Origin of the sequence: Amycolatopsis minnesotensis (assembly GCF_039529815.1) — a bacterium.
GTDB lineage: Bacteria > Actinomycetota > Actinomycetes > Mycobacteriales > Pseudonocardiaceae > Amycolatopsis > Amycolatopsis minnesotensis.
Map to the genome: position 1 here is coordinate 25,042 of NZ_BAAANN010000004.1, position 12,447 is coordinate 37,488.

The following is a 12,447-nucleotide window of genomic DNA, read 5'->3' on the forward strand; positions in this document are numbered from 1 at the left end:
TTGCTCTCAGTAGCACGAGTGGTTTTTCCGCCGCGTCAAGGAACCAGGTGGGTGGAAAAGGGGACGGGGAGGGAAACAACAGGTTTCCCGCCCCGTCCGGGAAAGGAAACCTTCACAGCAGCCGGATGCTGCCGTGCGTCGCGGCGGCGCGGTGCGCGGAGGTGCCCGCGTACCCGGTGGTGTATCCCTGGAGCAACGTCGCCAGGCCGACGAGGAGCGACACGTTCGCGTCGCAGCGCGCGGTTCCTGTCGAGTCCGTGGTCGCGCCGCAGAGCGTCTGGCCCTTCGTCGTGGTGAACGAGACGCGCTCACCGGCGAGCAGTTTCCCGGTGTGCGTCTCGACGAGCTTCGCGGTGAGCCCGGCGACGGTGAAGCCGAGCAGGCGCAGTTGCAGGCGTGCGGTGCCGGTGGTGATCGTCGTCCCCGCGGCGGGCACGGTGTGGACGGCGACGCCGACGGGCTGGCTCCCGACGCCGACGGTGCCGGTCGTGGTGCGGCTCGCGGTGTCCAGCACCGAGGTGGTGCCCGCGGCGTAGTTGGTGACGTAGGCCTTGGCGCCGTCGGGGGTCAGCGCGACACCGATCGGCCGGTCGCCGACCGGCACCGTCGCGGCCACCGCGCCCGCCGCGATGTCCACAACGGACACCGAGTCGGATTCGCTGTTGGTGACGTAGGCGAACCGGCCGTCGGGGGAGATCGCCACGCCGTGCGGGACCGCGCCGACGCCGATCGTCGCGGTGATCGTGTTGACCGCGGTGTCGAGGAAGGCCACCGAGTTCGAGAACTTGTTGACCACGACGACCTTGCTGCCGTCCGGGGTGATCGCGAGCGCGGACGGGGTGAGCCCGGTCGGCACGTTCACGCTCAGCGCGTTGGTCGCGAGGTCCACAACGGACACGAAACCGCCGCCGGGGACGTCGTGCGCGACGTAGAGCGTCTTCCCGTCCGGCGCGACGTCGATCCCGTCAGGACGGTCCCCGACGGTGATCGTCGCGGTGGTGCTCAGCGTCGCGACGTCCACTACGGACACCGTGCCGTCGTCGTAGTTGCTGACGTAGACGTGCCCTCGGTCGGGCGCGATCGTGACGCCCGCCGGGTGCGCGCCGACCGGCACGGTGGCGTCCACGGTGTTCGTCGGGGTGTCGAGCACGGACAGCGAGTTGTCGCGCGAGTTGGTGACGTAGCCGCGGGCGCCGTCGAACGCGACCGCCGCGTCGTACGGCGAGGTGCCGCTGGTGCCCGCGATGGTGGTCGACACGGTGTCGGTAGCAGTGTCCACAACGGACACATCGCCGCTGCCGTTGTTGGCGACGTAGCCGAGCACCCTCGGTGGTGGTACCGCCGCCGAGGCGGGGGCGGTGAGGAGTCCGGTGGCGAGTGCGAGTGATCCCGCCACGGCGGCGAAGCGGTGCCGAGTGAGCATGGGGGTCTCCAGTTCTTCAGCGGAACGGTTACCGTACGGGTGCGGGGGAAGCGGCGTTTTCGACGAGCACGCGCGGCGGTGCGGAGCCGTCGGCGGGGACGGCGTAGATGGCGGACGGGCTGTCCTGGCGGACCTTCCCGTAGGCGAGCGTGGCGTCGTCGAGCCAGGCGGCCTGGTCGTCGATGCCCTCGGTGCCGGGGAGGCCGAGTTCCTTCCCCGTGCGCAGGTCGAGCACGGCCAGTTCCCACGGGCCGAGCCTGCGGACCCGTTTCTTGTAGGCCACGCGGGTGCCGTCCGGCGACAGCGACGGGCATTCGGCGGTCTGCCGGACGCCGGTCATGGTGCGGGTGACGAGATCGCCGCGCATGAGCCAGGTGCGGTTCGCCGAGGCCATGGTGGCGTAGAAGGTGCGGTCGTCGGCGGCGACGGTGACGCCCCAGAAGTTCCGGTCCGCGGCGCGGTTCTCGGCGCCTTCGACGGTGGTGTGGAAGTCCTCCAGCGTGTCGGCGACGGCCCCGGTGCGGAGGTCGAGCACGCCGGTGCGGGTGGAGAACCCGCCGGGCACCGAGTAGGAGTCGCCGGTCACGAACGAGGTCCAGGAAACGATCTTGCCGGAGGCGGAAACCCGTGCGCGGTTGGGAATACCGGCGAGGCCGACGGTGCGCAGTTCGGCGCCGGAGGGGTCGAGCACGGCCGCCTCGTAGCTGGGGCCGGGCCCGGCGAGCCGCAGGCACACCGTGGTGCCGCCCGCCGCGTACACGCGCTGGCACCGCTGCGAGGTGGCGGCGGGCTTCGCGCCGGGGGAGCCCAGCCGCAGCGTGCGGACCTGGTCGAGGCCGCCGGTGAGGTCGACGTAGAGCAGGTCGCCCGCGATCGGCTTCGCCGCGGGCGCGTCGTCGGGGCCGGGGCCCGCCGCGGAGATGACGTAGCCGCCGCCCGCGACGACCACGAGCACCATCGCCACCACGCCGACGAGCACGCGGTGCGAGATCAGCCAGGTTTTCAAGAGGTCGCCTCTCGTGCCCGGACGAGGAGCGCGGCCCCGCCCAGCGCGACCACGAAGGCGCACAGCACGATCGTCACCGCGGTGGACATCGCGAACGACGCCAGCAGCAGGCCGAAGACCACCGACGACAGCAGCCGCGCGACCGCCTGCCCGGTCTGCACCACGGCGAGCCCGCTGGCGCGCAGTTCCTCCGGCACGAGCGGGCCCGCGTACGCCATCAGCACCCCGTCCGTCGCGGCGTAGAACAGGCCGTGCAGCAGGAGCGCGAGCGCCAGCATCGGCACGCCGCCGCCGGGCGCGAGCAGCACCGCGTACACGCCGAGCAGCGCGACGTGCCCGGCGAAGAACACGCGCCACCGGCCCCAGCGGTCGGCGAGCCTGCCCAGCGGGATGGCGGCGAGCAGGAACACCAGCGCGGTGCCGAGCGGCAGCAGCGGGAGCACGTCGAGCCCGACGCCGGTGGACTTCTGGACCACCACGAAGACGAACGCGTCGCTGATCGTGGCGAGCCCGAGCAGCCCCGCCGCGTAGGTCATCCGGCGGATCCCCCTGTCCTTCAGCAGGCGGGCGCAGGCCTTCAGCGAAACGGCCGGGCGGGGCGCCGCCGATGGCCGTCGTTCGCGGACGAAGGTGGCGAGCACGATCAGGCCGAGCAGCGCGAAGCAGAAGCTGACCACGAACACCGGGGTGGGCCCGGTGCCGAGATCGCGCATGATCCAGAACGTGACGAGCGGGCCGATCAGCGCGCCGACGGTGTCCATCGACCGGTGCACGCCGAACGCGCGGCCCAGTCTCGACGGCGGGGTGGACAGCGAGATCAGCGCGTCGCGGGGCGCGGTCCGCAGGCCCTTGCCGGCGCGGTCGGCGGCGAGTACGCCGCCGATCCCCGCGCCGGACGCCCCGGCCAGCGGGAACGCGAGCTTGGTCGCCGCGGAGGTGCCGTAGCCGATCAGCGCGACCAGCTTCGGCCGGTTGAGCTTGTCCGACACGTAGCCGCCCGCGAGCCGGAGCAGCGCGGTCGCGCCGTTGTACAGGCCGTCGAGGAGTCCGAATTGGACATACCCGAGCTGCAGCGTGTACAGCAGGTAGACCGGCAGGAACGCGGTGATCATCTCCGCCGAGACGTCGGTGAGCAGGCTGACCGAGCCGAGCGCGAAGACGGTGGCCGGGAGCTTGCCGGTGCCGCGGGTGTGCCCCTCGCCGGACGTGCTCCGTTCGGGGGCGGCACGCGACGTCAGGTACACCCGGACCTCCCTTTGTGGTGTCACGGCACTGATCGCGGGCGGAGGGCGCGCCGTTTCGCGGATGGCCGCATCGTTATGAACGCGCGCCGCCGTTGCTTTTCCACGAAGTGAAGCGCGGAAGGGAAAACGGGGCCGGTGTAACGGGAACGGCCGTGTACCGATTCCTTTTCAGCGGCGTGGCCAGGTTTTCGCTCCTGGTGATCTTTCCCTTAGTCCGCCCGAGTGACACCCGGCGAAAAGGCGAGGAGGTGACCGGTGCGTGAACACTCGGATCAGTGATCCGGCGGCACGGCGGCCGCCACGAACGGCCGAATGCGCGGTGGTCGTCGTCTCCTACCAAAGCGCGCGGCAGCTTCCTCGGCTGCTTTCCGATCTCGGCGCGGCACAGGTGCGGCAGGTGCTCGTGGTGGACAACTGCTCCACCGACGACAGCCGCGCGCTCGCCGAGGCCGCGGGCGTGGAAGTGCTGTCCACCGGCGCGAACCTCGGTTACGCCGGCGCGCTGAACCTGGCGTGGCGCACCATCCCCGGCGATCTTCCCGTCCTCGTGCTGAACCCGGACCTGACCATGGGGCCCGGCGCGGTGCGCGCGCTGCTGGCCGCGGTGCACGAGCAGCACGCGGGCGTCGCGGTGCCGATGATCGTCGGACCCGGTGGTGTGCTGGCGCGGTCGCTGCGGCGGGAGCCGTCGGTCCTCCGCGCCTTCGCCACCGCGCTGCTGGGACGACGGGCGGGCGCGCTGAGCGAGCTGGTGTGGTCCGACGCCGCCTACGCCGGGACCGCGCACGTCGACTGGGCGTGCGGCGCGGCGCTCCTGATCACCGCGGAGTGCCGCCGCGTGGTCGGGGAATGGGACGACGCGCGATTCTTCCTCTATTCGGAGGAAACCGATTACCTCCGGCGCGTGCGCGACGCCGGGTTCGGGGTCGTATACACGCCCGACGCGGTGGTGACGCACGAGGGCGGTGGTTCGGGCGGGGACGGCGAACTCGTCGCGCTGATGGCCGTGAACCGCGTCCGGTACTTCGAAAAGCACCACGGTCCGGCCGCCGCGCGCTGGTTCCGCGCCGCGGTCGCCCTGCACGAACTGCTGCGCTCCGCCGATCCCGCCCACCGCGCCGCGCTGCGCGCGGTGCTCCACCGCCCGAGCTGGCCCGACCTGCCCGGAGGGCGCGCATGACCGGATTCGCCGTGATCACCCCGAGCTACGCCCCCGACGCCGAGCTGTTCGGTGAACTCCACGAATCCGTGCTGGCCCACACCGACGCCGTGCACCACGTGCTGGTACCGGCGGCCGATCGCGCGCTCTTCGCGAGCCACGAGGGTCCTCGGTGTCGCGTGTGGACATACGGGGAACTGCTGCCGCGCCGGTACGTTCCGATCCCGAAGCCGCCGCTGTGGGTCAACGTCCGCCGCCCGTGGCCGCCGGTGCGCGGGTGGGTTCTGCAGCAGGTGCTGAAGATCGAAGCCGCGGCCCGGTTCGACGAGGGTTCGGTGCTATTGGCCGATTCCGACGTGGTGCTGGTGCGGCGCACCACACCGGGGGCGTTCGAAATCGAGGGCACGCCCGGCCTCTACCGGAACGAGGGCGCGGTGCACGCCGGGATGCGGCGGCACGTGCGGTGGCACCAGGTGGCCAGGAGGCTGCTCGGCGTGCCGGGCAGCGCGCATCCGCCGATGCACGACTACGTGAGCCCGTTCAACGTGTGGGAGCCCGCGGTCGTCCGCGCCATGCAGGCGAGGATCACCGAAGTCACCGGCCGCAACTGGTTCGACGCCTGCACCGCGGAACTGCACATCTCCGAGTTCATCCTCTACGGCGTCTTCGTCGACGAGGTGCTCGGCCAGGCGCCGCGGTTCTCCCCGTCGCCGACGATGTTCTGCCACACCTACTGGGACACCGTGCCGCTCGACGAGCCGGGCGCGCGCGAGTTCGCGCTGCGCCGCGATCCCGGCTCGCTCGCACTGATGATCTCGGCGAAGTCCGGCACTCCCCGCGAGGCCAGGCTCGCCGCCACCCGAGCCTGCGGGACCAGCGCGGGCGAGCACCGAGGGAAAAGCTGAGCCGTGTTGTCAGAACTGCCGAAACCGGTGACCCGGAGCCGCGGCTCGCTGCCGACGGTCGATGTCGTGATCCCGTGCTACAACTACGCGCACTTCCTCTCGCACTGCGTCGACAGCGTGCTCACGCAACGCGGCGTCGACGTGCGGGTGCTGATCATCGACGACCATTCACCCGACGACACCCCCGAGGTGAGCGCCAGGCTGGCGCGCGATCCCCGCGTCGAGGCGCGGCGGCACGCGGTCAACCAGGGCCATCTCGCGACCTACAACGAGGGCCTGCTCGGCTGGGCGTCGGCGGACTACACGGTGCTGCTCTCCGCGGACGACCTGCTCGCGCCCGGCGCGCTCGCCCGCGCGGCCGCGGTGTTCGACCGCGACGCGAGCATCGGCATGGTCTACGGCCGCGGCGTCTACTACAGCGACCACGAGGCGCTGCCGAAGACGCTTTCGCTGCCGCTCGGGGTGACGCGCTGGCACGGCACCGAGTGGATCGAGGGCCGCTGCCGCTCCGGCCACAACGTGATCTCCTCGCCGGAGGTCGTCGTGCGCACCTCGGTGCAGCAGCGGGTCGGCGGGTACCGGCCGGAGCTGCCGCACGCCGGCGACCTGGAGATGTGGCTGCGGTTCGCCGCGGTGTCCGACATCGCGTACGTGCGGGGCCGTCCCGCCGCGTACTACCGGGTGCACGAGAACAGCATGCTGCGCACCCGGTTCTCCGCGGTGCTGACCGATCTCGAACAGCGGCTGGCGGTGTTCGACCACTTCTTCGCCGAGCACCCCGTGCTGCACGGCGCGCCGATGATGCGCGCGCGGGCGCATCGCGCGCTGGCCAAGGAAGCGCTGTGGGCGGCCGTCCGCGCCTATGACCGCGACCGCGTCGACGAGGTGCCCACCGCCCAGCTCGTCGACTTCGCGCTGGAGGTCTTCGGGCCGGCGAAGTCGCTGCCCGAGTACGCGGCGCTGCGCAGGCGCCGCGCGCTCGGGGCCGCGGTGTGCGGCCGCACCCAGCTCTTCGCCGGTTCGCAGGTCGCGAAGAAGGCGAAGAACTGGCTGTGGTGGCAGAGCTGGAAGCTGCGCGGCGTATGACCGGGACGAAGGAACCGAGCCTCGGCTCGGCGATCCGCTGGAGCGCGATCAACAGCGTGGTCGGCCGGGTGTGCCAGGTCGGCGTCAGCATCCTGCTCGCGAGGCTGATCGCGCCGGACCAGTTCGGGTTGTTCGCGGTCGCGCTGGTGGTGCTCAACATCGTGCTCAGCGTGAGCGAGATGGGCGTGAGCGTCGCGCTGATCAGGACGCCGGGCGACGTCAAGGACATCGCGCCGACCGTGACCACGCTGTCCTTCGCCTCCGGCACCGGGCTGGCGCTGCTGTGCGTGCTCGGCGCGCCGTGGTTCGCCGCCGAGCTGAACGCGCCGGGGGCCGCCGGGGTCATCCAGCTCATGTCGGTCGCGCTGGTGATCTCCGGTGCGTCCGCGGTGCCGGGTGCGATGCTGCAGCGCGACTTCCGGCAGGACCACAAGGCGATCGCCGATCTCGCCGGGTTCGTCGCGGGCACCGCGGTCGCGGTGGTGCTCGCGCTCACCGGGTTCGGCGCGTGGAGCCTCGCGTGGTCGCGGATCGTCACCAACGGCGCCGCCGCGGTGGTGATGTTCGTGCTGACGAAACACCGGTACCGGCCGGGATTCGATCGCGAGCAGGCCAAGAGCCTGCTGGCGTTCGGGCTCCCGCTCGCCGGGTCGAGCCTGCTCGTGTTCGGCGTGCTCAACATCGACTACGTGGTGGTCGGCAAGCTGCTCGGACCCATCGAGCTGGCCTTCTACCTGCTCGCGTTCAACCTGTCGAGCTGGCCGGTCGGCGCGATTTCCCAGCCGGTGCGCAGTGTCTCGCTCGCCGCGTTCTCCCGTGTCCGCGACGATCGGGACGATCCAGCACGGTTCCGACGAAGTTTCACGCGCGCGCTCGGGCTGCTCGCGCTGTTCACCATCCCCGCGTGCGTGCTGCTCGCGACGTTCGGCGGCCCGCTCGTCCGGTTCGCCTACGGGGAGCGGTGGTCGGCCGCCGCGGCGCCGCTCGCGCTGCTGGTGGTGCTCGGCGCGGTACGCGTCGCGCTCGAACTCGCCTACGACTTCCTTGCCAGCGCGGGGAAAGCGCGCGCGATCCTGTGGATCCACCTGCTGTGGTTCGGTTCGCTGGTGCCGGTGCTGGCGATCGGCGCGCACCTCGGCGGCATCCGGGGTGTCGCCGCCGGGCACATCGTCGTGGCGCTGCTGCTCGTCGCGCCCGCGTACCTGATCGCGTTGCGGCCCTTCGGGATCCGCGTCCGCGCGCTCGGCGCCGCGCTCGTGCGGCCCGCGGTGGGCGGGGTGCTGATGGCACTCGCGGGGGTCGGCGCGCAAGGGCTGTTCGACACCGACGTGTGGCGGCTCGTCGTCGGCGGGCTGGCCGCGGTGGCCGTGTATGCCGTCGTGGTGCTGCCGATGCGGCACGAAGCGCTGCGCGTACTCCGAAACGCCGCGGGATAAGGGGGAAACTGTGTCTCGCTACCGGAAAGCCGTTCGCCGCGGTCATCAGCTTCGCCGCATCCTCGACGAGGGAGGCGCGCGGCACGTCGGCGCGCGGCTGCTGCTCGCCGCGGCCAAGCGGCTCGGGCCGGGTGCCGAACCCGCGCCCGTCCGGATGGCCGACGTGCGCGCCGCCGATCTCGGCTCTCCGCCGCCCGAGGTGATCCCGCCGGTCCCCGCCGACGGCAGGCTCACCGTGAACTGGGTGACCACGCCGCCGAGCCACGGTTCCGGCGGGCACACCACGATGTTCCGGCTCATCGAGCACCTCGAAGCCGCCGGGCACACCTGCCGCGTGTACCTGTACGACACCTACGGCAGCCGCGCCGCCGACCACGAACCGACGGTGCGCTCGGCGTTCCCCGGCTTCCGCGGCCCGGTCCGCGACGCCGGCGACGGGATGGCCGACGCGCACGCGGTGTTCGCGACCGCGTGGATGACCGCGTACCCGGTGTTCACCGATCCCTGCGCGGGCAAGCGGTTTTACCTCGTCCAGGACTACGAGCCGTGGTTCTTCCCCGTCGGCGGGCTGTCCGCGCTGGCGGAGAACACCTACCGGATGGGGTTCCACGGGTTCACCGCGGGCAAGTTCCTCGCCGGGAAGCTGACCGCGGAGCACGGGATGCCCGCGGACTCGTTCGACTTCGGCTGCGACACCGAGCTGTACCGGCTCCGGCCGGGACCCCGGCGCGACGGCGTGATCTTCTACGCGCGGCCGCACGCGTCGCGGCGGGCGTTCGAGCTGGGCAGGCTCGCGCTGGAACTGTTCTCCGAACGGCATCCCGGGCTGTGGGTGCACCTCTACGGGGAGAAGGTCGGGGATCTCGGGCCCCGGTTCGTCGATCACGGCCTGCTCACCCCGCCCCAGCTCGCGGAGCTGTACAACCGCTGCTTCGCCGGGCTCAGCCTGTCCATGACGAACGTGTCGCTGGTACCGCACGAAATGCTCGCCGCGGGCTGCGTGCCGGTGGTCAACGAAGCCATCCACAACCGGGTCGTGCTGGACAACACGCACGTCCGCTACGCCGACCCGGCACCGCACGCGCTGGCGGACGCGCTCGGCGAGGTGGTCGCGCGGCCCGATTTCGACGGGGTCGCGGCCGCCGCGTCGGCGAGCGTGTCCGGCCGGTCGTGGTCCGCGGCGGGGAACGAGCTGGAAAAGCTCCTGGGAAGGGAACTGCGCGCATGACCCGCACGTTTTCCGAATCCGCGTTCACCAGCGCCTTCGACGAGGTAGTGCTCGCGGGGAGCTGGCAGGAGGAAAGCCACTACTACCCGCGCTACCGCACGCGGTACGAAGCCGTGCTGCGGCGGTTCGCCGCACTCGCGCCGTCCTCGCCGGTGCGCGTGCTCGAAGTCGGCGGCGGGCAGCTCGCGGCGCTCGCGTCCCGGCTGTGGGACGACCACGTGACGGTCGCCGACATCGACGAAACCTGTTTCGCCACGCTCGCTTCGCAGGGCATCGAGACGTTCCGGTTCAACCTCGCGCGCGACGCGGCGCCGGTGGGCCGGGAGTACGACGTGGTGCTGCTCTCCGAGGTCATCGAGCACCTGCCGGTGCCGGGTCATTCCGCGTTCAGCAGGCTGAACGCGGTCCTGCGGCCCGGCGGCACGCTCGTGTGCACCACCCCGAACCTGTACCGCCTGCGCAACGTGGTCTACCTCGCCACCGGCAGGCCGATCTTCGACCACTTCGACGAACCCTCCGACGAAGGCAGGGGCCACGTGCTGGAGTACTCGGCCGAGCACCTGCGCTGGCAGCTCGAGCGCGCCGGGTTCGACGGCGTTTCGGTGGAGCTGCACGAGTTCGCGCACACGCCGAACCGCAGGGCGGACCGCGTGCTGTCGAAGATCGGGAAGCCGTTGCTGCGCGTGCCGAGGTTTCGCGACAACCTGCTCGCCACCGGGACGGCACCGTGAATTCTTGTACCGAACGTAACAACTTTTCCGCGCTCACGATTCTTTCTAGGACGAGCACGTGAAATCGCGTGCGAGAGCGGGGGCGGGAGCCATGGACTTCTGGGGCGCCGTGCGGCTGCTGCGGAAGCGCTGGTACGTGGTGCTGCCCGCGGTCGTGGTCGCGATCGCGCTGACCTTGCTCACCTACGTCAGCATCCCCACCCGGTACAGCTCGACCGGTGTCGTGGTGCTCACCGCGCCGTCCGCGGGCGGGAAGGTCGCCGAGCGGTCCGACCCGGACCAGGCCGTGCAGATCAACCCGCTGCTCGCCTTCGACGGCAGCCTGGTCACCTCCGCGCAGATCGCCGCGCAGGTGCTCAACGACCCGGCGACGAAGGAGGCGCTGGGCATCGCGACGGGGTCCAGCGACACCTACACCGCGAGCAACGGCACCACGAACGGGCCGTTCGTGTTCGTCACCGCGCAGAGCGATTCCGACGCGCGCAGCCGCCAGCTCGTCGGCAGCACGCTCGACCGCGCGCGCCAGGAGCTCGACACCCGCCAGCGCGAGCTGAAGGCGCCGGAGTCCACGTTCATCCAGGTTCAGGTGCTGGTGAAGCCGACGGCACCGGAGGCGCAGATCGGCGGCAAGCTCCGGTTCGCCGGTGCCGCGTTCGTGCTCACGCTGATACTGGCGCTGGCCGTCACGTTCGCCTACGACAGCATCGCGAACGCGATGCGCAGGCGGCGGCCGAAAGCCCCCGAAGTGGCCGCGCCGCGGGATCCGGAGCTGACCCGGCCCGCGATGCACCCGGTCAACAACAGGCAGCCCGCCGAGGTTTCTGCCGAAGCGCGGGAATGACCAGCCTCACCGCGGTTCGCGCCAGGGTGTCCGCGGACGGCACCACCCTCGTCTGCCTCTACGTGCTGGTGCTGATGCTGGTGCCGGCGAAGTTCGTCATCTCGCGCATCCCGATGACGATGGCGCCGATCACCGTGCTCGCGTTCGGCCTCGGCGTGGTGTGGGGCTGCGCGCACCTGGTGAGCACGCTGCGGATGGCCAAGGGCCGCACGATGGTCCGCACCGGGCTGTTCCTGATGCTCGCCACGCACCTGCTCACCTACGGCATCGCGACGAGGCGGTACCTGCCGCCGGACGAGGTGAACCTGACCGACAGCGGGCTGATCCGGATCCTCGGCACGATCTCGGTCGCGCTGTTCGTCTGCGACGCCGTCGTCACGCGGGATCGGCTCGACCGGCTGCTCAAGGTCGTGGTGGGCGTGGTCGCCGTGATGGCCGGTGTCGGGATCCTGCAGTTCGCCTTCGGTTTCGACCTCACGCAGTACCTGAACGTGCCGGGCCTGCGCGCGCAGGGCGGGTACGACGCGATCCAGGAGCGCGCCGCGTTCCGCCGCCCGGCGGGCACCACGAACCACCCCATCGAATACGGCCTCATCTGCGCCGCGGTCACGCCGCTCGCGGGGCACTACGCGTTCAACGCGAAGGGGAGCGGGGTTTCGGCGGCCCGCTGGTGGCTCTGCACGGCGCTGATCGGCGGCGGCGCGCTGGTTTCGGTGTCGCGCACCGCGATCCTCGGGCTGCTGATCGTCGGCGTGGTGCTGGTGCTGGCGTTGCCGGGGCGCCGCAAGATCGTGGTGCTCGGCTGCGGGCTCGGTGCGATCGGCGTCGCCTCGTTGCTGGTGCCGGGGCTCATCGGCACGCTCTACGGCCTGTTCGCGAACATCGACGAGGACCCGAGCGTCACCTCGCGCACCGACGACTACACCGTGGCGTGGCAGCAGGTGGACCTGCACCCGTGGACGGGCCGCGGGTTCGGCACCTACCTGCCCGACAAGTACCAGCTCCTGGACAACCAGTACCTGTTGACGCTCATCGAAAACGGCTGGATCGGGCTGCTCGGCATGCTCGCGGCGTTCGTGCTGGCGATCACCGCCGCGGTGAAGGTGCGGATGAGCGCGCGGGACCTGACGACGAAGAGCCTGAGCGCGAGCCTGATCGCGGGCGTGGCGGTGGGTGTGGCGGGGGCGGCGACCTTCGACCTGTTCAGTTTCGGCGTCGCCACCGGGCTGGTGTTCGTCCTGATCGGCGCCAGCGGCGCGCTCAACAGAATTGCTGCTGCCGAACGAAAATCGGTCGTCCGAATGGATTAACCCGGGTATCGTTCGCGGGTTTTTGGACGTACGCTCGCCATCTGGGCCATTTTTGGTTTACACACTGTGCGACAGGGA

11 protein-coding genes are annotated in these 12,447 nt (G+C 71.2%); 8 read left to right on the forward strand and 3 right to left on the reverse strand.

The window, feature by feature from the left end; genetic code table 11:
- Positions 1–112: 112 nt before the first annotated feature.
- Genes ABD256_RS05855 through ABD256_RS05865 form a run of 3 tightly spaced genes read right to left on the reverse strand, consistent with a single transcriptional unit; the run spans position 113 to position 3,673 of the window.
- Positions 113–1,423: a cytochrome D1 domain-containing protein gene (locus tag ABD256_RS05855; RefSeq protein WP_344414280.1), complete on the reverse strand. Its 1,311-nt coding sequence runs from the start codon at positions 1,421–1,423 to the stop codon at positions 113–115.
- Between the two features lie 28 nt (positions 1,424–1,451).
- Complete coding sequence (locus tag ABD256_RS05860) at positions 1,452–2,429, reverse strand: TolB-like translocation protein (protein ID WP_344414281.1); 978 nt, start codon at positions 2,427–2,429, stop codon at positions 1,452–1,454.
- Complete coding sequence (locus ABD256_RS05865) at positions 2,426–3,673, reverse strand: MFS transporter (RefSeq protein ID WP_344414282.1); 1,248 nt, start codon at positions 3,671–3,673, stop codon at positions 2,426–2,428. The genes ABD256_RS05860 and ABD256_RS05865 overlap by 4 nt, the downstream gene beginning before the upstream one ends.
- 259 nt (positions 3,674–3,932) lie before the next feature.
- Between ABD256_RS05865 and ABD256_RS05870 the strand changes: the two genes are divergently transcribed.
- From ABD256_RS05870 to ABD256_RS05905, 8 genes are all read left to right on the forward strand, one after another.
- Positions 3,933–4,853: a glycosyltransferase family 2 protein gene (locus tag ABD256_RS05870; protein ID WP_344414283.1), complete on the forward strand. Its 921-nt coding sequence runs from the start codon at positions 3,933–3,935 to the stop codon at positions 4,851–4,853.
- The gene (locus ABD256_RS05875; RefSeq protein ID WP_344414284.1) at positions 4,850–5,737 is read left to right on the forward strand and encodes a DUF6492 family protein; all 888 of its coding nucleotides are present in this window, start codon (positions 4,850–4,852) and stop codon (positions 5,735–5,737) included. The genes ABD256_RS05870 and ABD256_RS05875 overlap by 4 nt, the downstream gene beginning before the upstream one ends.
- A 3-nt stretch (positions 5,738–5,740) precedes the next feature.
- A complete protein-coding gene (locus ABD256_RS05880) occupies positions 5,741–6,823 on the forward strand; it encodes a glycosyltransferase family 2 protein (protein ID WP_344414286.1) in 1,083 nt (360 codons plus the stop codon).
- A complete protein-coding gene (locus tag ABD256_RS05885; RefSeq protein WP_344414288.1) occupies positions 6,820–8,259 on the forward strand; it encodes a lipopolysaccharide biosynthesis protein in 1,440 nt (479 codons plus the stop codon). The genes ABD256_RS05880 and ABD256_RS05885 overlap by 4 nt, the downstream gene beginning before the upstream one ends.
- A 10-nt stretch (positions 8,260–8,269) precedes the next feature.
- Positions 8,270–9,487, forward strand: a complete 1,218-nt coding sequence (locus tag ABD256_RS05890) for a rhamnosyltransferase WsaF family glycosyltransferase (RefSeq protein ID WP_344414290.1) — start codon at positions 8,270–8,272, stop codon at positions 9,485–9,487.
- On the forward strand, positions 9,484–10,218 hold the full coding sequence (locus ABD256_RS05895; protein WP_344414292.1) for a class I SAM-dependent methyltransferase: 735 nt from the start codon (positions 9,484–9,486) through the stop codon (positions 10,216–10,218). Before ABD256_RS05890 ends, ABD256_RS05895 begins: the two co-directional genes overlap by 4 nt.
- A gap of 91 nt (positions 10,219–10,309) precedes the next feature.
- On the forward strand, positions 10,310–11,059 hold the full coding sequence (locus tag ABD256_RS05900; protein ID WP_344414294.1) for a YveK family protein: 750 nt from the start codon (positions 10,310–10,312) through the stop codon (positions 11,057–11,059).
- Positions 11,056–12,369 carry an O-antigen ligase family protein gene (locus tag ABD256_RS05905; protein WP_344414296.1) on the forward strand — a complete coding sequence of 438 codons (1,314 nt, stop codon included), beginning with the start codon at positions 11,056–11,058 and terminating at the stop codon, positions 12,367–12,369. Before ABD256_RS05900 ends, ABD256_RS05905 begins: the two co-directional genes overlap by 4 nt.
- Positions 12,370–12,447 lie beyond the last annotated feature (78 nt).